This window comes from Acidimicrobiales bacterium, assembly GCA_041394265.1.
Classification (GTDB): Bacteria; Actinomycetota; Acidimicrobiia; order Acidimicrobiales; family SZUA-35; genus JBBQUN01.
Genome location: JAWKIO010000005.1, coordinates 504,533 through 522,976, shown reverse-complemented (window position 1 = coordinate 522,976; position 18,444 = coordinate 504,533). Strand labels below are relative to the sequence as shown.

Genomic DNA, 18,444 nt, shown 5'->3' with positions numbered 1-18,444 from the left:
TCGACTCATGACCGCATGGGTGACCGATGTCGACGGTGCGACTACGGTGCATGGCTTCCGCGGCTGCAAACGAAGCGAGTGATGATGAGCGAGTCAGTGCCGAGTCCGAGTGTCGACGTGGTCGGTGTCGGCAATGCGATCGTCGATGTCATCAGCCATGCCGACGATGCGTTCGTCGAGTCGCAGCAGCTGGTGAAGGGGTCGATGACCCTCATCGACGACGACCGCGCCCACGACCTCTATGCGCTGATGGGGCCCGGTATCGAGGCGTCGGGCGGTTCGGCCGCCAACACGATGGCCGGCGTCGCCAGCTTCGGCGGCACGGCCTCCTACATCGGCAAGGTGGCCGACGACCAGCTCGGCAAGGTGTTCGCCCACGACATGCGGGCGGAAGGCGTGCACTTCGACGTGCCGGCTGCCACCTCAGGACCGGCCACCGCTCGGTGCCTGATCCTCGTCACTCCCGACGCCCAGCGCACGATGAACACCTACCTGGGCATCTCGTCGCTGCTGGAACCCGACGACGTCCATCCCGAGACGGCCACCTCGGGCTCGTTGCTGTTCTGCGAGGGCTACCTGTGGGACGTCGAATCGGCCAAGGCCGCCATCCGCAAGGCGCTCCGACTCGCCCACGGCGCCGGCCGCCGGACCGCGCTCACGTTGTCCGACACGTTCTGCGTGGAGCGCCACCACCGCGAATTCCGTGAGCTGGTGAAGTCCGACGTCGACGTGCTGTTCGCCAACCGCAACGAGCTGGCCGTGATGTACGAGACCACCGACCTTCGGGCCGGCGTCGAAGCAGCTCGAGCCGACGTCGAGCTGGCCTGCATCACGCTCGGCAAGGAAGGTTCGATGCTCGTCACGAGGGACGACGTCGTCGAGATCGAGGCCGCCGAAATCGCTCCGGTGGTCGACACCACCGGCGCCGGCGACCAATACGCCGCAGGTGTGTTGTTCGGGCTGGCCCACGGGCTCGGCCTGCGTCGAGCGGGCGAGCTCGGGTCACTCGCTGCGGCCGAAGTCATCTCGCACGTTGGCCCCCGGCCGGCGGTCTCGCTGCGCCAACTTGCCGGGCTCGACTGAGCCGCTCGCCCTCGGGCTGCGACGCCACCCCAGGTCGCATTCCAAGCACCGTCGAGTTTTTCGTGGTGCACTCGTTTTCCCCACGTCAATGGGGTAGCGTGACACTGCGTCGGTGGGGACGCGTCGCCCCGTCCCCACCGACGCACTTGTCGTTCGTCAGCCCCGAGGGGGCTTCCTCTCTTACCGAGTTGCTCGCTGCGCTCACAACTCGCAACCCGAGCACGCACCGCCCACCGGCGTTCTTCAGCCTCTACCGGTAGAGCGCGCGGTCGCTGGCTCGGACGAGGTGGTAGCCCGAGAGGGTGACGATCGACGCGATCATGACGAGGCCCAGCGCGCCTCCGGTGCTCGGCAGCGACGGCGTTGTCGGTGCCGGGGTCGTCGGTGCGGCGGTGGCGCACGGCAAGGGCACGGTGGCCGTGGCGACATTGTTGGCGGTCGTGGCGTCGATGGCCGTTCCCCGCACCGAGAGCGTGTTCGAGATCTCGCACACCTCGAGGTTGGTGCGTGGTGTCACGACGCCGAGCGTGAACGATGCGTTCGCGGCCAGCGGCGAGCTCGTGGTGCACACGAGGGCTCTCGTGTCGGCGTCGAACGTGCAGGCCATGCCATCGGGCGCCGTGATCGTCGGAACGCCGAGGCCGGTCGGCAGGATGTCGTTGACGACCACCGGCCCCGGCTCGGCGTCGATCCCACCGTTGCGCACGACGATCGACCACTCGATCTCGCCGGACGCCGCCGACCATGCACCGCTCAGTGTGACCGACAGGTCGACGGTGGCCGCGGCCAGGCCAAGGTCGAGATTCGTCAGTGTCCCAGCCGTCGCCAGCGCCACGGGCGCCGTGCAGGCGGTGTCGACGACGTCGGAGTCGCGCTCCGGGTCGGCACCGGCGATGGTGCTGACGAGCCCGCCGGGCAGGGTCGAGGGCTGGTAGCAGACCGAGTACGTGCCGCCGACCAAGCCAACGAAGGAGTAGTGGCCGCTCTCGTCGGTCACCACGGTCGCAAGCTGCCGATCGTCAGCGTCGAAGAGATGCAACGTCACACCAACGGCTGGCGGCTCAGCCGGATCCTGCCGACCGTCGCGGTTGGTGTCGATCCACGCCTGATCTCCCAGTGATGCGCTGGGAAGGAACGGCAGTGGGACGAATCCGAAGTCGATCGTCAGATCGGAGTGGTCATCGCTTGTTGCCGACCCGACGGCAAGATCGGCGGCCGTCTCCTCGTCGATCATGCCGTCTCTCCCGATCTCGCCTGTGGGGAGCACGATCGCCAGATCGATGGGCGGGCTGACGGCGGCGTAGGCACCGGCCGGGGCGCCGTCATCGACATGATCGACGCCGGCGGTCACGTTCGCTCCGGTCGAGGACACGTAGCCGGTTGGCACGGACAGGACCGCTACGAAGTACCACCCGGGATCGATGTCATGGAGCCAGTAGCTGCCGCCGCCTGAGGTGACTACCGAACACCGTGGTGCCGGCCCGTCGTCGCCGTTCGGTTCGAACGCTCCGTCGGCATCGACATCGGCCCAGAGCTCGACCGTCATCCCGTCGAGCCCGGCGTCGCCGATGTCGAACACCCCGTCGTCGTTCAGATCGGCAAAGACACGGTTGCCGATCCGAGTCGATGGACCTGTCGTGGCCCCGCACGTTTGTGGGTCAGCGGCCGCCGGCGAGCCGGTGCCCAAGGTCCACGCGGCCACCATCATCAGCGCAGCGATGAACGGCCACCGACCGAATCGGGTGCCGCAGGCTGAGGTCTGATCGGCGTCGCCGCCGACGGGTGGGTCGAACATGGTGGGCACTCCGTGTGCGTTGTCGCGACAACGCAACGCACGAGGTGCCTATCGGCCGGGCCGACGATGAGCTGAGGAGCAGGTCAGCGGTGTGACGGTGCCCCGAGGAACAGACCCTGGCCCCAGTCGACATTGAGATTGGCCAGTCGACGGAACTGGCGCTCGGTCTCGATGTTCTCGGCCACCACCCAAGCGCCCGACTTGTGCGCCAGTTCGACGAGTGTGCCGACGATCGACTCGGCCATGCCGGCGTCGGCCCGCTGCGAACGGGGCCGCTTCGGGCTGGTATCGCCGTTGCCGTTGGACGGCCCGGGAATGAGGGATCGGAGGCCGCCGGAGTCGTCGTCGGGTGGTGCCAGGTCGGCGACGAGCTGGCCCGCAATCTTGATGATGTCGGGCGAGAAGGCGCTGAGTACCCGCAGCCCGGCGTAGCCGTCGCCGACGTCATCGACGGCGATCCGCACGCCACGGCGCCGGAACGATTCGAGCTGACGAGCGGCATCGTGGAGATCGGCGTAGCGATTGCGTTCCACCGCTTCGAGGACGATCTGGTCGGGATCGATCCCGATCGATTCGGCGGCGTCGATCGTTGCGTGCACGGCGGGCTCGTCGAATCGGCCCCCGGGCGCCATCACGTTCAGGAACAGCAAGCCTTCGCCGAGCCAAGGGCCGAGACCTCGCAGAGCGAGCGTGCGCCCGAGATGGTCGAGTTCGGCGGTCCAGTTGCCGCGAGCGGCCCGAGCGATCAGCTCCTCGGCGTCGATGACGAGCGAGCCGGCCGTGGCCCGCAGCAGGCTCTCGTAGCCGACGATGGTGCGATCGGCCATGGCGAGCACCGGCTGGTACCGCACCTCGTAGCGAGGCGGGTCTTCGAGGAGGTGCGCACGCTCGACCCGATTGGCGAAGTCCTCGAGGTCGGCGGCGTTGATGGCCAGGCTGATGAGCTGCTCGGCGCTCGCATCGGGGTTGGCGAAGGCGAGCCGGACGTCGTTGTGCCGCTCGACCGGCACGGTGTCGAGCACCCGTTCGAGGAAGTCATAACCGTTGTCGACCAGGAGCCGCACCCGGCTCCCGCGAAGGTCGATGGCGTTGGCATGATGCGCCGCTGCCCGCTCGACGGTGCGGGCCAGATCGGGGTCGGCGGCGCCGATGATCACGGTGGCCGGCGAGGCCGCGGGCAGATCGAGCCCGCGCCGAATGGCGAGGGCCCGCTGGTTCGCCCCGAGGCTCGGATCGGCATCTGCACGCACGATGATCACCCTACCGTGCATCGCCGGTCGCGTCGTGGCCCGCAGACGATTGCTCAGCAGGCAGTTTGACGTTCCGACCAGGGGATTCGCGTGAATCTCACGCTCCGGTGTCGAGCTGGCCCCGTCCGCGTTCGACGATCGCCATTCGACGTCGTTCGACCTCGGCCGGATCGAACCCGGCGTGCTCGCGGAACCGCACCCCCTCTTGGGCTTCGATCAGCCAGCCCCGGTCGAGCTGGGACCGCTCGATGAGGTCATAGGTGGCGAGCATCTGACGCACGCCGTCGGGTTGGTTGCCGGCGATGTCGGCAGCGAGTGAGCGGGTTTTGGCCAACAGCTCGTCGTGGGGGACGAGGTGATTGACGAGGCCGATGCGGTGGGCCTCCTGTGCGTCGAGGAAGTTGCCGGTGAGTGAGAGCTCGCGAGCTCGGCGGAAGCCGATGACGGCGGGCAGGAGCACGGCCAGCCCCCAGCCGGGCATCACGCCGACGCGGGCATGTGTATCCGCGAAGATCGCTCGCGGTGAGGCGACGAGGAAGTCGCAGTTCAGGGCCAGCTCGAACCCGCCGGTGATGGCGGCGCCGTTGATGGCGCCGATGAGCGGCTTGGTGCGGACCGGGAACGGCCCACGATCCATCGTGTACTCGACGTGTCGGCCCGAGTTGTTCGGCGCCCGATCGGTCACTTCGCCGGGCGTCTGGGCGCCACTGCCGAGCTCCTTCAGGTCGAGCCCGGCGCAGAACGCTGGTCCGTTGCCCGTGAGGATCATGACCTCGACTTCGGGGTTGGCGTCGAGGTCGGCGATCGCCTGCGGGAGCGCACGGCGCAGCTCGGTGTTGAGGGCGTTTCGGGCGTCGGGTCGGTTGAGAGTGATGGTGGCGACACGGTCGCTCACATCGATCAGCAGCACTGGTTCGGCCATGTCCACTGTTTACGCCGGGGGCACCGATGCAAGCAATCCGAGATCCCTGGCCCCGCTCGCTCGGCTCGAGGGTCAGGACGGCTCGGGCGGCCGAAAGGCGAGCGAGAGGTCGCCGAGACGGGTGAGCGTGCTCGCCACCCATCCGCCGATGGCTGCCAGCTTGGTGTCGAGGGACGACCCGTCCTCGAGCGTCGCCTCATCGAGTTCGAGCGAGCCCTGGTAGCTGACCTCGATCGAGTGTGAGGCCACCTCGAGGTCGGTGGCATACACCGTTTCGAGCGTGGGACCGCTCGCCTCGAGCAGGTCGTCGCCGAGGGTCGGCCCAACCAGCGGCACCACGGCCATCACCGCCTGGGGCGAGGCCGGCGCTTCGAGTTGCTGGATGCGGAAGACGATCTCGATGTCGATGATCGGGCCTTCGGTGAACTCCTCGTCGAGGTACCAGGTGCGGTAGGCGGTCTGCGACCAGGTCGGCCATTCCAGGGTGAGATCGGCCTGGATACGAGGTGGCGAGCCCTCACCCGGCAGGGCGTAGGTGGTCTCCCACGTGACATCGCCACGCAAGACATCGGTCTGGAACCGCTCCTCGAGCGCCTGACGTTCGAGCCGTGCCGCTTCGAGTGCATCGCGCAAGGCACCGATGGCGTCGGTGAAGACGTGGTCGAGCATCGTCAGACGTGCGGGGTCATGAGGGCGACCGGAACGGAGAGGCCGAGGTCGCGGCCACGGAGACTGGCGATCCGCCGACCGGGTTGCACGGCGTCTCGGGGGGTGCTCACCCCATCACCGAGGAGGTCGACAACGGCGTCGAGGTCGGCGGTGGTGAGGGCGAGACCCCAGATGCTCGCCGGTCCGTTGCCCGTGGCGGTGTCGGGCCCGACCAGTTCGATGATGACGGGTCCGGCCCACCAGAAGATCTGCGACCGGGGTGGATCGCTCTTCGGGACGGCACGGCGTCGGCGGGGTTCGAAGCCGAACGCACGCAGGGCGGCGCTGGTGCGATCGAGGTCGTCGGTCATGACCACGACATGGTCGATGCCGGTGACCCCGTTTGGATGACTCGTGGCTGCCGTCGCGCTGTCGTCCTGGACGTTGCCGCTGCGGGCGCCGTTGTCGGTGTCGTCGCCGTCGGCCCGGGCCGGGCGGTCCAGTGTGAGCATGCCGTCGATCGAGCCGTCGTCGTCGACACCGTCGAACGACCAGGCGATCACCCCGCGTCGGCCGTCGTCGCCCGGTGGCTGGAAGCGGAGCGTGACCGAGCCGATCGTGATCCGGTCGTCGACGACGCTGAACCCTGCCCGGCCCCAGGCCGCGGGATCGTCGCCGATCGTGAGTTCGGTGAGTGCTGGACCCATCCGCCGACGTTACCCCGCTCCGATCTCGACCGGCAGCCCACCCAATGCTCACGGCGTCCCCGCAATCGCGCCCAAACCCTCGGGGCTCCGCGCAATCCCACCAAACCTCCGGGGCTGCGTACCGCTGGGCGTACGCAGCCCCGGAGGTTGTCCGAGAATGGACGGTGGCCCGAAGGTTCGGCGAGTGCCGCGCCGGTGCGTCGACCGGTGGTCCAGTCCTGCTGAGGAGGCAGGGTGGGTCAGGTGGGGTGGAGCTGGAGGGCTGGCCAGGAGGCTCGGAGCGCATCCCGGAGCTCGGGGTCGGTGGTGTGGAACGCCAGGTGTGTATCGAGGAGCGTGTTGATGCCTCGGCGGACAGGGAGCTCTTCGAGTCGATGGGCAACCGCGTTCGAGCGGACGGCCACCAAGCGGTTGCCGCCCGGTCCGCTGACCAGCTCGTCGAGCAGGTCGACGAGATGCGGCGAGGTGAGATCGACCCACCCCACGACCTGTTCGTCGGTCGCCGCCGCAAGGGCCGCACGGGTGGCGCCCACCGAATCCACATCGACCACGACCACCGGTGGCACGATGTTCAGACCGCCCTGCGGTTCGCCGCCTGTTCGAGACTCGTCATCGGAGGGCGTCGTCGAGGGTCTCGATGAAGCGACCGATCTCGTCGTCGGTCACGACCAACGGCGGGCAGAAGAGGACGGCCTCGCCCACACCACGGATGATGATGCCGCGATCGATCATCTCCTGCTTCATGGGGACGGCGTCGCGACCGATCTCGGCCGCCCACACGCCACCGACACCCCGATAGCTCTTGATCACCCCGTCGGCCATGAGGGCATCGAAACCCTTCACGACCTCCTTGCCGATGTGGTTCGCCCGCTCGACCAGTCCGAGCTCGTCGATGAGGTTGATGTTGGCGACGCCGGCCGCAGCGGCGGTCGGGTGGCCGGAGTAGGTGTAGCCGTGGCGGAGCATGAAGCCGGGCTCCGACAATTCCTCGCCGATGGCCTCGGACACGATCACGCCGCTGACGGGCAGGTAGCCGGAGGTGACGCCCTTGGCGAAGGTCATGAGGTCGGGCTGGACGGCGAAGGTCTGGGCCCCGAACCACGAGCCGGTTCGCCCGAAGCCGCAGATGACCTCGTCGAAGATGAGCAGCGCGTTGTGCTGATCGCAGAGGCGACGCACGCCCTCGAGGTAGCCGTCGGCCGGCGGGTAGACGCCGCCGGCGCCCTGGACCGGCTCGCTGATGACGGCGGCAATGTTGTCGCCGTGCTCGGCGAAGACGAGCGACATCTGCTCGATGTCGTCGTTGGGGACCTCGAGGAAGTGAGGCACGAGATCGCCGAAGCCGGAGCGGTTGGGCTCGATGCCCTGGGCGCTGGTGCCACCAAAGTTGGTGCCGTGGTAGCCGTGGGTGCGGCGAATGATGATCTGCTTGTCGGGCGTGCCCCGGCGCTGCTGGACGAGGCGGGCGATCTTCAGGGCGGTGTCGACCGCTTCGGAGCCCGAGCATCCGAGGAACACCCGACCGTTCGGATGCGGCGACTTCTCGGCGATCAGACGAGCGAGTTCGCGGGCGGGGTCATTGGTGAACGGGGCGAACGTGTTGTAGGTGACGAGGCTCTCCATCTGCTTCGAGATGGCGTCGATGATCTCGCGGCGACCGTGGCCGACCTGGCAGTACCAGAGGCTTGCCATGCCGTCGAGGTAGGCCTTGCCGGTGTCGTCATAGATCGTCGACCCCTCGCCCCGGACGATGTTGATGTAGTCGGTCTCCGGCGCAATGGCCTCGCCGAAGGAGTGGAGCAGATGGTTGGTGACCGACATGGCCGGATCCTCCGGGGGACGCGTGGGCGCCAGCCCACGAACACGAGTTGGTTGGGGAGAGTGTGCCAGATTCCGGCGCCTGGTGGGAGTGGATCGCCCAGCGGATCCGACCGCTCGGCCCCTATCGTTGGACGGCCATGGCACCCCCGTTCAAATTGACCTTCGTCCAGTCGGCTGAACGCGTCTCCCAACTGCCGGCCACCCGAGCCGAAGTCACGTTCGTCGGACGCTCGAACGTCGGCAAGTCCTCGCTCATCAACGCGCTGGCCAATCGCAAGAACCTGGCGCACGTCTCCAACACCCCGGGCCGAACCCGGCTGCTGAACATGTTCGAGATCGACAAGGCATGGCCGACCGGGGGAGCGGCCTCGCTGATGGACCTCCCCGGCTACGGCTTCGCCAAGGCGCCGGCGGCGATGAGGCAGAACTGGGGTCGCATGATCGAGGCCTACCTGCTGGAACGAGAGAACCTCGAGATGGTGGTGGTCCTGGTCGATGGTGTCGTCGGTCCGACCGCACTCGACCTCCAGATGCTCGACTGGCTGCGCTCACACGAGATCCCCCACACCGTGGTCGCCACCAAGCACGACAAGGTCAAGTCGTCCCAGCGCGACAAGCGCAAGGTCGAAGTGGCCGACAAGTGCGAGCTCGAGGTGGGCGACATCATCTGGGTCAGCTCCGAGAAGGGCACCGGCCTCGATCGCCTCCGCACGCTCATGCGAGCCTGGCTGAGTTGAGAACGGCTCAGCTCAGGCCGACGATCTCTCCGTTCTCGTCGATGTCGATGCCGAGTGCCGCCGGCTTAGCGCCCAGGCCCGGCATGGTGCGCATGTCGCCACAGATGGGATAGATGAACCCGGCCCCGATCGACGCCCGCACCTCACGCACCGGCAGCCGCCACCCGGTCGGAGCGCCGGTCAGCTTCGGGTCGGACGAGATCGACAGATGGGTCTTGGCGATGCACACCGGCAGGCGACCGAAGCCGGCCGACTCGAAGTCGTCGAGCTGGCGTCCGGCTGCCGGGGTGTAGTCGACGCCATCGGCGCCGTAGACCTTCGTGGCGACCGCCTCGATCTTCTCCCGCAGCGTCGCCTCGTCGGGGTAGAGCAGGTTGAACGTGCTGGGCTCGGCAGCCGCATCGGCCACGGCTTCGGCCAGTTCGATCGCCCCTCGACCTCCGTCGACGAAGTGCGTGGCCCGCGCCGATCGGGCGTCGAACTCGGCGGCGATCTCGGCGATGGCAGCGAGGTCGGCCTCGTGGTCTTCCGGAAAGGCGTTGATGGCCACGACAGGGGTGACGCCGTGCATCCGCATGTTCTCGAGCTGCTTGCGCAGGTTCGCACCGCCCTCGTGGACCTCGTCGGGGTTCTCGGCGAGGAGGGCCTCCGGGAGGGGACGACCGGCGACGATCTTGTGCTTGCCGGAGTGGGCCTTGAGGCCCCGAACCGTCGCAACGAGCACCGCGGCATCAGGCGCCATGCCCGAGACCCGACACTTGATGTTGAAGAAGCGCTCGGCTCCCATGTCGGCGCCGAAGCCCGCTTCGGTGATGAGGAAGTCGCCGGTGCGGATGCCGATCTGGTCGGCGACGATCGAGGAGTTGCCGGTAGCGATGTTGCCGAACGGTCCGGTGTGGACGAGGGCCGGCGTGCCTTCGAGCGTCTGCATCAGGTTGGGCTTGATCGCCTCCTTGAGCAGCACGGTCATCGCCCCTCCGGCGCCGATGTCGTCGGCCGTGATCGGCGTGCCATCGCGGGTCGAGCCCAGCACGATCCGACCCATCCGTGCTCGGAGATCCTGGAGCGATGTGCAGAGAGCAAGCGCGGCCATGACCTCGGAGGCGGCGGTGATGTCGAACCCCGCCTCCCGCGGGATGCCATCGAGACGGCCACCGAGGCCGGTGACGATGTTGCGCAGCGAGCGATCGTTGACGTCGAGCACCCGCCGCCAGGTCACGCGGTGCGGATCGAACCCGGCGTCGTTGCCGTGATAGAGGTGGGCGTCGAGGATGGCCGAGCACATGTTGTGCGCCGCAGTGACGGCGTGCATGTCGCCGGTGAGATGCAGGTTGAACAACTCCATCGGGACGATCTGGCTGTAGCCGCCACCCGCCGCTCCGCCCTTGATCCCGAACGTCGGCCCCATCGACGGTTGACGAATGGCAACGGTCGCCGACTTGCCGATGTGATCGAACGCCTGGCCGAGCCCGACCGCGGTCGTGGTCTTTCCCTCGCCGAGCGGTGTCGGCGTGATGGCAGAGACGACGACGTAGGCCGCCTTCGGTCGATCGGCCATCCGCTCGGCCGCGTCGAGGGAGATCTTGGCGGCACCGGTGCCATAGGGCTCGAGAAGATCGGTGGGGATCCCCGCTCGCTCGGCGATCTCGGTCAACGGCCGCAGCCGGGCCGCTTTGGCGATCTCGAGATCGCTCGGAAACGACATGATGGACTCGCCCTTGCTGCTCGAATGGTCGAGCGTCGTCGGTTCGCTGATCAGGACATGGTGGCCGAGGAACGTTGTCGTCGCCAGCATCGGCCCGGCGATGTCGGCAGCGCCGGTGCCGCCGGCCCGTGGCCTGCGAGCGTGCGTCCACCGACCTACGCTGGGCCGAGTCATCGGTCCGTCCACCAGGAGCTTCACCGCCATGACCATCACCGAGCGCACATCGACCACCGCCTCCGGCCGCCACAAGCGGCCGAACCGCAGTACCCCCAGGCAACGGCTCACCGTGCCGCTGGTGCGCGACGGCGCCGAGCTGCGAGAGGCCACGTGGGACGAGGCGCTCGACCGGGTCGCCACCGGCTTCCGGGCCGCCGTGGACGCCGGGGGCCCACAGGCGTTCGGGATGTTCAGCTGCTCGAAGGCCACCAACGAAATGAACTACGCGGCCCAGAAGCTGGCCCGCACCGCCTTGGAGTCGAACAACATCGACTCCTGCAACCGAACTTGACACGCTCCTTCCGTCGTCGGTCTGGCGACAGTTTTTGGAGCAGGCGGTGGGACGGCGTCCTACCGAGAGGTCGAGGAAGCCGATCTCATCGTGTTGTGGGGTTCGAACGCGCGTGAGGCGCACCCCATCTATTTCCATCACGTACTGAAGGGCATCGACGCCGGCGCCAAGGTGTATTGCGTCGATCCCCGGCGGAGCGACTCGGCGAAGTTCGCCGACCTCTGGCTCGGGATCGACGTCGGCACCGACATCGCTCTCGCCAACGCCATCGGACGTGAGATCATCCATGCCGGGCTGGCCAACCAGGCGTTCATCGAACACTCGACCTCGAACTACGAGGCGTACGCTCGCTCCGTCGAGCCGTACACGCTCGAGCGGGCCGCAACGATCACTGGTGTGCCCGCCGAGGCCATTGCCGAACTGGCCCACGCCTACGCCACCGCCGACAAGGCCCAGATCCTGTGGACCCTCGGCATCACCGAACACCACAACGGCGTCGACAACGTCTTCTCGTTGTGCAACCTGGCGCTGTTGACTGGTCATGTCGGCCGCTGGGGTTCGGGGCTCGTGCCGTTGCGAGGTCAGAACAACGTGCAGGGCGGCGGTGACATGGGCGCCCTGCCCGACAAGCTGCCCGGCTTCCAGAGCGTCGACGACCCCGCCGATCTCGCCAAGTTCGAAGCGGCGTGGGGCACCACGCTGAACCCCGAGGTCGGACTCAACCTCACCAAGATGTTCGAAGCGATGGAGGCCGGCACCTTGCGTGCGGTGTACTGCATCGGCGAGAACCCGGCCGAGTCCGAAGCCGACATCGATCACGCCCGCAAGCTGCTGAGCGGTCTCGACCTCCTGGTGGTGCAGGACATCTTCATGACCCGCACCGCGGAGCTGGCCGACGTGGTGCTGCCGGCGTCGGTCGCCTGGGCCGAGTCCGAGGGCACGGTCACCTCCAGCGAGCGGCGGGTGCAACGGGTGCGCGCCGCAGTGCCGCCTCCCGAGTCGGCCCGCCACGACGTCGACATCATCGTCGACCTTGCCAACCGCCTGGGCCAGTCGTGGCCGAACACCACTCCCGAGGCATTGTGGGACGAGCTGCGTTCACTGTCTCCGCTGCACGCCGGCATGAGCTGGGAGCGGCTCGAGGCCGAGAACGGTCTGCAATGGCCGTGCCCCTCACTCGATCATCCCGGCTCGCCGTTCCTCCATGGATGGCTGTGGGCCGATGACCTCGAGGGGCGAGATCCGGCGCCGTTCACCCCGTGCGAGCACGAAGGCCCGCTCGAAGCGCTGACGGAGGAATTCCCGCTTCGCCTCACCACCGGACGGGTCCTCGACTCCTACAACACCGGCGTGCAGTCCGACGGCTACGAGTCCCCGATCCGGTCGGGTGACGCACTCGACATCAGCCCGGCCGACGCCACCGCGCTGTCGCTCGCCGATGGTGAGCAGGTGAGGGTGTCGTCGCCTCGGGGAAGCGTCGAGATGGCGGTGCGGATCGACGCCGATCTCCCCGCCGGCCTCACCTTCACGACCTACCATTTCTCCGACCTGGTCGACATCAACCGCCTCACCAACGACGCCTACGACGAACGCTCGGGCACGTCGGAGTTCAAGGCGGCGTCGATCAGGATCGACAAGCTGACCGACCCTCCGGAGTCCACGCCACGTGGCTGATCTGCACCTCACCGACGACGCGCCGAGCGATGCCGAACGGCAGGCCATCGACGATGTGATCGACGCCGAACACCTCGATGGCTCGGGGTCGGCGATCACCATCGAAACCGAACGGATCGTGCGAGCCGGGACCCAACGGGCGGCCGGACTCCGTCACCTCCTGCTGCCATCGCTGCACGCCCTCCAGCGGGCATCGGGCTGGATCTCGCCTGGCGGCCTGAACCACATTGCCGAGCGACTGCAGGTCCCGCCGGCCGAGGCCTACGGCGTCGCGACGTTCTACGACCTCTTCCGTTTCGAGGCGCCGACGCACGACGGGCCGACCATGCACGTGTGTGTCGACGCGGCCTGCCAGATCGCTGGTGCGGCGGAGCAGATCGAGTATCTGGAGGCCGAAGGCGTCCACGTCCATCCCAGCCCGTGCCTCGGCCAGTGCGAGCGAGCCGTCGGTGTCTTCGTCCAACGGCGAGCGGGCGACGCCGATCCCGAGCCGGCCGACACCAACGAGCCGGTGATCCCTCAGCAATACGACCCGGCACTCCGACTCCTCCGCCGGGTCGACCGCTACGACCCGGCATCGCTCGAGGGCTACGTCGGGGTCGGTGGGTTCAAGGCACTCGGCGCAGCGATGCGGCTCGGTGCGAGCGGCGTGATCGATGCCGTCACCGCTTCGGGTCTGAAGGGCCGTGGCGGCGCCGCGTTCCCCACGGGCATCAAATGGCAGGCCGTCGCCGGCGAGCAGGCCGACCAGAAGTACCTCGTGGTGAACGCCGACGAGTCCGAGGTCGGCACCTTCAAGGATCGCTACCTCCTCGAGTTCGACCCGTTTGCATTGGTGGAGGCGGCCACCATTGCCGGGTTCGCGGTCGGTGCCACCAAGGGCTATGTCTACATCCGTGGCGAGTATCCGTTGGGGGCCACGCGGCTGCAACGGGCGATCGACGCCAGCCGCGAGGCGGGGTTCCTCGGCTCGGGCATCGCCCGCTCGAGTCTCGACTTCGATCTCGAGATCCGCCAGGGCGCCGGCGCCTACATCTGCGGCGAAGAGACGGCGCTCCTCGAATCCATCGAGGGCTACCGGGGCGAGCCCCGCCAGAAGCCGCCGTTTCCGACCACGCACGGTCTGTTCGCCAAGCCGACGGTGATCAACAACGTCGAGACGCTCGTGAACGTCGTCGACATCGTCACCGAGGGCGCCGATGCCTATGCCGCACGGGGCACGCCCGATTCCGCGGGCACCAAGCTCTACTGCGTTTCGGGCCACGTTGCCCGGCCGGGTGTGTACGAGATCGAGTTCGGGCGAACCATGCGCGAGGTGTTGGATCTCGCCGGACCGTTCGTTGGCGAGCCGGCAGCGGTGTTGCTCGGCGGGGGAGCGGGCACGTTCGTCCTGCCCGACGAGTTCGACCTGCCGCTGAGTTTCGAAGCAACGCGGGCCGCCGGCCACTCGCTGGGTTCGGGCGTCATCATGGTCTTCAACTCGACCACCGACTTCGGCGCCGTGCTCACCCGCCTCGCTGCGTTCTTCCGCGACGAGAGTTGCGGGCAGTGTGTGCCCTGCAGGATCGGCACGGTGCGCCAGCACGAGCTGCTCGTCCGATCACAGGGCGCGCCGTCGGCCGACGACATCGTGCTCATCGACGAGATGGACCGAGCAATGAAGGACGCCTCGATCTGCGGGCTCGGACACACGGCGGCGACTGCCGTGCAGTCTGCGATCACCAAGGGACTGATCGGGGTACGAGGTTGAGGGGGCAGACATGACGAGCGGACAGATCGCCGAGACCAGCGTCACCATCACCGTCGACGGGCAGTCCGTCGAGGCGGTCGAAGGCGAGACCATCCTCGAAGCCTGCAACCGTGCGGGAATCGACACCCCGACGCTGTGCTGGGCGGCCAACCTCACACCGGTCAACGTCTGCCGGGTCTGTGTCGTCGAGGTCGAGGGGTCGCGCACGCTGGTGCCGTCATGCTCCCGCACCGCCGAGGACGGCATGGTCATCCAGACCGACTCCGAGCGAGTGCGGCACAGCCGACGCATGGTGCTCGAATTCCTCGGCTCCGGCGTCGACCTCTCACAGGCCGACGATCTCGCTCGCTGGAGCGCTCACTATGGCGCCGATCCGGCTCGCTACGGCGCCGACGCCGAGCGGATCGAGGAACCCGTCCGGATCCAGGACTCGCTGTACATCCGGGATTACGACAAGTGCGTCCTCTGCTACAAGTGCGTGGCCGCGTGCGGCGACGACGCCCAGCACACCTTCGCCATCGCCGTGTCGGGCCGGGGCTTCGATGCCCGCATCTCGACCGAGTACGACGTCGAGCTCCCCGAATCCGCCTGTGTGTACTGCGGCAACTGCATCGGCGTCTGCCCGACCGGCGCCATCCAGTTCAAGAGCGAGTTCGACCTTCGTCAGGCTGGCGAGTGGCGTGCGGACGACCAGACCGTCACCAGCACGATCTGCTCGTATTGCGGCGTCGGCTGCACGCTCGAACTGCATGTGCAGGATGAGCGCATCGTGAAGGTCACCTCACCCGCCGACCACGACGTCACCAACGGTCACCTGTGTGTGAAGGGCCGCTTCGGTTGGCAGTACGTCCAACCGACCGTCACCCGCGCCCCCTGAGTTCCAGCCCGAGCTCGGGTCGAGCACGCTGGGTCAGGCCGGAGGTCCCGCGCCCAACGAGCGTTCGATGTCGACAAGCTGATCCGACGCTCGAACGGCGGCGTCGGTGCGGGGTGCTGCTGCGGTGCGGGCGACCTTGGCGACTCGCTTGTGGAGGCGATAGAGCCACAGCCGTCGAGGGTCGAGTTCGGTACCGCCGATGGCGGCACCGTTGGCGATGGCTTGCTCGTGGTCGCGAATCGGCGCCACTGACGAGCGTTCGAAGTCGAGTTCGGCGAGATACGTGGCGATGTCGAGTTCGAGGTCGCCCCATCCGAAGCGATCGAAGTCGACCAGCCCGATGGCGTCGCCGTCGATCAGCCACTGATGGAGGTGGGGCGAACCGTGGACCAATGAGACGGCTTTGGGTCGGAGATCGGCCTGTCTCGCGTCGAGCTGATCGAGCACGAACCGGAGCCGCGGCCCGAGCGACGGGACCTGCGCCGATGCCCGACCAATGGCTCGCTCGGTGCGGGCGCGCTGCTCGTGATGATCTCGACGTGCGATCGCGAACGACGAAGCGCCGCCCTGCGTCACGGCGCCGCCGTCCTCCGGTTCGACTGCAGCCAGCCTTCCGAGGATCTCGCCGATGCGGTACGACCAGTCCGGGCCCTCGGCGCTCACGATCCGGTCGAACAGGGGTCGGCCCGACACGATGCGGAGGTGCACCGCCTGGCCCGCGGCGGTCAGGCCGAGCGGCTCAGGTACGGCCACGTGGATCTCGTGACGCTGCACCGTTGCGTGCACGATGCGGGTGATCTGATCGATCGCGGTTGCGTCGGCCGAGACCTTCACGAACCGCCGGAGCCCGTCTCGCGACGCGAGCATCGTGCACCGGTTCCCCGGGCGGTAGCGGATCACGTCGTGATCATCGAGTCCGGCGACGGCGACGGACAACGATGGGAGGTCGGGATCGTTCGGGAACTCCCAGACGTCGAGCCAGACGGGAGGATCGGTGTCGATGGCGATGGAGCCAGGACCCGCCTCCGAACGTGCATGGACCCCGACGACCTGCCCTCGGTCCGACATGATCACCGCCGTCGCCCAGGGCTCACGGGCGGCTCGGATGCGCGCGAAATGGCGTTCCCACGCTTCGCCGCCACCGATGCGGCCCGCCCGTCGTAATACCTCGACCAGTCGATCCGTCTGTTCGATCAGCTCGATGGCGGCAGGATCGATCGTGGGCACTTCGCGACCGTAGTCGGCATCAGCCGAACTCGGGGTCGAGCGCTCTCGGCTTGATGGTGCGGATCAACGCCTCCTGTGAGAAGGAGGCAACGAGCGAGCCGTCGATGGCGTGGATCGTCCCCCGCACGAGGCCTCGCGAGTTCTGGTTGCTCACGGCGTGGACGTCGAAGTAGAGCCACTCGTCGACCCGAACCGGGCGGTGGAACCACACGGCATGGTCGAGGCTCGCCGACATCGTCTCGGTGAACGCGGTCTGCCATCGATCGCCCATCTTGGCCACGGCGGCCGCGGTGACGGCGCCCATGTCGGTGGCGTACGTGAGGGCACAGGCGTGGAGGAGACGGTCGTTGGGCAGTGGGGACTTGGCCTTGACCCACACTCGACGGGTCGAGGAGTACACACCGTCGGGTCCGGGCGTCGTCGGCCCGAGTTCGCGTGAGTGGAACGGTGATCGTGCGAGCCAGGCGGCGTGCTGATCGTCGCGTGGCACTCGGTCGGTGGCGTCGTCGGGGTGGCCGGCGTCGGCTGCGAGGCTGAGCTGATAGTCGGTCTCGTCCTCTTCGAAGGTGTGGAAGCTGGCCGTCAGGTTGAAGATGGCCACGCCGTACTGCTTGCCGACGACACGGCGAGTCGAGAACGAGCGGCCATCCCGGATCCGCTCGACGTGGTAGACGATCGGTCGTCCCGGCTTGCCGCCCCGCAGGAAGTAGCCGTGGAGCGAGTGCGGGTGATGGTCGACCTCGATCGTGAGGGTGGCCGCCCGCAGCGCCTGGGCGGCGACGAGCCCACCGAAGACTCGCTGGTTGTGGCGCTCCGCCGGATTATGCCCGCGGTAGAGGTCGACATCGAGCTCTTCCAGTCCCAGTTGATCGAGCAGCGCGTCCACCTGCGAGGTATCGGTCATCGCTGGTGTGTACCCGCGCCCGCATGGGCCCAGCAACTCGGTCGCTCGGCAACTCGGCCGCTCGGCTTAGCCACGAGCTCGAACCTCCGGGCGTGCGTCCACTTCCGCACAACCTTCGGGGTAGCGCGTGCTCAGCCGTACGCCGTCCCGGAGCTCTGCTGAGATTGGACGCGGCCCCGAAGGTTCGGCGGCGCGGAATGGCGGGAGGGTGCCGTTGGTTGACTGGCCATGCGAACCTCACGAACCCCGCTTCTCGCCGCCGGTGGCGTTGCCGCCCTTGCGGTCGTCGCCTTCCTGGCGTTCGGCGTCTTCGGCGTCCACACGCTGTTCATCGACGAGCAGGTCGATGAGGCCAACCCCTTCGTCGTGGCTTCGGACACGACGGTGGCGGCGACGTCGTCAGCCGCCGAGGATGACGAGTCGACGGCCGAAATCCTTGATGATGTTGCGGACGAGACCGAGGATGCCACAGCAGAGACGACGACGCCGACGACCGCACCGGTGGTCGAAACGCTCACGACCGGGACCTTCGTGAGCAACGAGCACCCGACCGAGGGCAGCGGCTTCACGCTCGGCGACGGCGACCGCATCTTCCTGCGGTTCGAGAACTTCGAGACCGACAACGGCCCCGACCTCAATGTGTACCTGCGAAGCTCGGCCGATCCCGACGACTATCTCGACCTCGGTGACCTCAAGGGCAACATCGGCGACCAGAACTACGAGCTTCCGGCCGACATCGACCTCGATCGTTACGACCTGGTCGACATCTGGTGTGTGCGCTTCGGCGTCAGCTTCGGGAGTGCCCAGCTCGCCTGACCGTCGGGGCAGGGAAGATT

At 67.7% G+C, this 18,444-nt stretch carries 16 protein-coding genes; 6 read left to right on the top strand and 10 right to left on the bottom strand.

Translation table 11 applies throughout. From position 1 onward, the window contains the following. Positions 1–81: 81 nt before the first annotated feature. A complete protein-coding gene (locus R2733_02545) occupies positions 82–1,083 on the top strand; it encodes an adenosine kinase (GenBank protein MEZ5375360.1) in 1,002 nt (333 codons plus the stop codon). A gap of 250 nt (positions 1,084–1,333) precedes the next feature. On the opposite strand, the gene R2733_02540 is transcribed toward R2733_02545, so the two are convergent. From R2733_02540 to R2733_02510, 7 genes are all read right to left on the bottom strand, one after another. Beyond that, on the bottom strand, positions 1,334–2,878 hold the full coding sequence (locus tag R2733_02540) for an SdrD B-like domain-containing protein (protein ID MEZ5375359.1): 1,545 nt from the start codon (positions 2,876–2,878) through the stop codon (positions 1,334–1,336). An 83-nt stretch (positions 2,879–2,961) separates the two neighbouring features. Then, positions 2,962–4,128 (bottom strand): EAL domain-containing protein, encoded by a 1,167-nt coding sequence (locus R2733_02535; protein MEZ5375358.1) that lies wholly within the window; start codon positions 4,126–4,128, stop codon positions 2,962–2,964. Between the two features lie 97 nt (positions 4,129–4,225). Continuing rightward, positions 4,226–5,050, bottom strand: a complete 825-nt coding sequence (locus R2733_02530; GenBank protein MEZ5375357.1) for an enoyl-CoA hydratase — start codon at positions 5,048–5,050, stop codon at positions 4,226–4,228. A 72-nt stretch (positions 5,051–5,122) separates the two neighbouring features. Further along, a complete protein-coding gene (locus R2733_02525) occupies positions 5,123–5,719 on the bottom strand; it encodes a hypothetical protein (protein ID MEZ5375356.1) in 597 nt (198 codons plus the stop codon). A gap of 2 nt (positions 5,720–5,721) precedes the next feature. Next, positions 5,722–6,405, bottom strand: a complete 684-nt coding sequence (locus tag R2733_02520) for a hypothetical protein (GenBank protein ID MEZ5375355.1) — start codon at positions 6,403–6,405, stop codon at positions 5,722–5,724. Between the two features lie 239 nt (positions 6,406–6,644). Next, positions 6,645–6,938: a hypothetical protein gene (locus tag R2733_02515; GenBank protein MEZ5375354.1), complete on the bottom strand. Its 294-nt coding sequence runs from the start codon at positions 6,936–6,938 to the stop codon at positions 6,645–6,647. 76 nt (positions 6,939–7,014) lie between these two features. After that, complete coding sequence (locus R2733_02510; protein ID MEZ5375353.1) at positions 7,015–8,226, bottom strand: aminotransferase class III-fold pyridoxal phosphate-dependent enzyme; 1,212 nt, start codon at positions 8,224–8,226, stop codon at positions 7,015–7,017. Positions 8,227–8,363: 137 nt separating this feature from the next. Here R2733_02510 and yihA point away from each other — a divergent pair, with 137 nt between their 5' ends. Continuing rightward, entirely contained in the window at positions 8,364–8,963 is a 600-nt protein-coding gene (gene yihA, locus R2733_02505) for a ribosome biogenesis GTP-binding protein YihA/YsxC (GenBank protein ID MEZ5375352.1), read from the top strand. Between the two features lie 7 nt (positions 8,964–8,970). On the opposite strand, the gene R2733_02500 is transcribed toward yihA, so the two are convergent. Further along, positions 8,971–10,842 carry a formate--tetrahydrofolate ligase gene (locus R2733_02500; GenBank protein ID MEZ5375351.1) on the bottom strand — a complete coding sequence of 624 codons (1,872 nt, stop codon included), beginning with the start codon at positions 10,840–10,842 and terminating at the stop codon, positions 8,971–8,973. A gap of 112 nt (positions 10,843–10,954) precedes the next feature. On the opposite strand from R2733_02500, the gene R2733_02495 reads away from it, so the two are divergent. From R2733_02495 to R2733_02485, 3 genes are read left to right on the top strand one after another with little or no spacing between them, the layout of a single operon-like run. Next, the gene (locus R2733_02495; protein MEZ5375350.1) at positions 10,955–12,850 is read left to right on the top strand and encodes a molybdopterin-dependent oxidoreductase; all 1,896 of its coding nucleotides are present in this window, start codon (positions 10,955–10,957) and stop codon (positions 12,848–12,850) included. Then, positions 12,843–14,600 carry an NADH-ubiquinone oxidoreductase-F iron-sulfur binding region domain-containing protein gene (locus R2733_02490; protein ID MEZ5375349.1) on the top strand — a complete coding sequence of 586 codons (1,758 nt, stop codon included), beginning with the start codon at positions 12,843–12,845 and terminating at the stop codon, positions 14,598–14,600. Before R2733_02495 ends, R2733_02490 begins: the two co-directional genes overlap by 8 nt. A gap of 10 nt (positions 14,601–14,610) precedes the next feature. After that, positions 14,611–15,477: a 2Fe-2S iron-sulfur cluster-binding protein gene (locus R2733_02485; protein MEZ5375348.1), complete on the top strand. Its 867-nt coding sequence runs from the start codon at positions 14,611–14,613 to the stop codon at positions 15,475–15,477. A 33-nt stretch (positions 15,478–15,510) separates the two neighbouring features. Here the strand turns inward: R2733_02485 and R2733_02480 are convergent, their stop codons facing one another. Together R2733_02480 and R2733_02475 are read right to left on the bottom strand one after the other, a co-directional pair. Continuing rightward, positions 15,511–16,704: a phosphotransferase gene (locus R2733_02480; protein ID MEZ5375347.1), complete on the bottom strand. Its 1,194-nt coding sequence runs from the start codon at positions 16,702–16,704 to the stop codon at positions 15,511–15,513. Between the two features lie 19 nt (positions 16,705–16,723). After that, on the bottom strand, positions 16,724–17,608 hold the full coding sequence (locus tag R2733_02475; protein MEZ5375346.1) for a thioesterase family protein: 885 nt from the start codon (positions 17,606–17,608) through the stop codon (positions 16,724–16,726). 228 nt (positions 17,609–17,836) lie between these two features. On the opposite strand from R2733_02475, the gene R2733_02470 reads away from it, so the two are divergent. Next, positions 17,837–18,424 (top strand): DM13 domain-containing protein, encoded by a 588-nt coding sequence (locus tag R2733_02470; protein MEZ5375345.1) that lies wholly within the window; start codon positions 17,837–17,839, stop codon positions 18,422–18,424. Positions 18,425–18,444: the final 20 nt, after the last annotated feature.

Bases quoted from the DNA above. Each gene is read 5' to 3' on its own strand.
- R2733_02545 (MEZ5375360.1), top strand. From the start codon at position 82: ATGATGAGCGAGTCAGTGCCGAGTCCGAGTGTCGACGTGGTCGGTGTC.
- R2733_02540 (MEZ5375359.1), bottom strand. From the start codon at position 2,878: ATGTTCGACCCACCCGTCGGCGGCGACGCCGATCAGACCTCAGCCTGC.
- R2733_02530 (MEZ5375357.1), bottom strand. From the start codon at position 5,050: ATGGCCGAACCAGTGCTGCTGATCGATGTGAGCGACCGTGTCGCCACC.
- R2733_02525 (MEZ5375356.1), bottom strand. From the start codon at position 5,719: ATGCTCGACCACGTCTTCACCGACGCCATCGGTGCCTTGCGCGATGCA.
- R2733_02520 (MEZ5375355.1), bottom strand. From the start codon at position 6,405: ATGGGTCCAGCACTCACCGAACTCACGATCGGCGACGATCCCGCGGCC.
- R2733_02510 (MEZ5375353.1), bottom strand. From the start codon at position 8,226: ATGTCGGTCACCAACCATCTGCTCCACTCCTTCGGCGAGGCCATTGCG.
- yihA (MEZ5375352.1), top strand. From the start codon at position 8,364: ATGGCACCCCCGTTCAAATTGACCTTCGTCCAGTCGGCTGAACGCGTC.
- R2733_02500 (MEZ5375351.1), bottom strand. From the start codon at position 10,842: ATGACTCGGCCCAGCGTAGGTCGGTGGACGCACGCTCGCAGGCCACGG.
- R2733_02485 (MEZ5375348.1), top strand. From the start codon at position 14,611: ATGACGAGCGGACAGATCGCCGAGACCAGCGTCACCATCACCGTCGAC.
- R2733_02475 (MEZ5375346.1), bottom strand. From the start codon at position 17,608: ATGACCGATACCTCGCAGGTGGACGCGCTGCTCGATCAACTGGGACTG.
- R2733_02470 (MEZ5375345.1), top strand. From the start codon at position 17,837: ATGCGAACCTCACGAACCCCGCTTCTCGCCGCCGGTGGCGTTGCCGCC.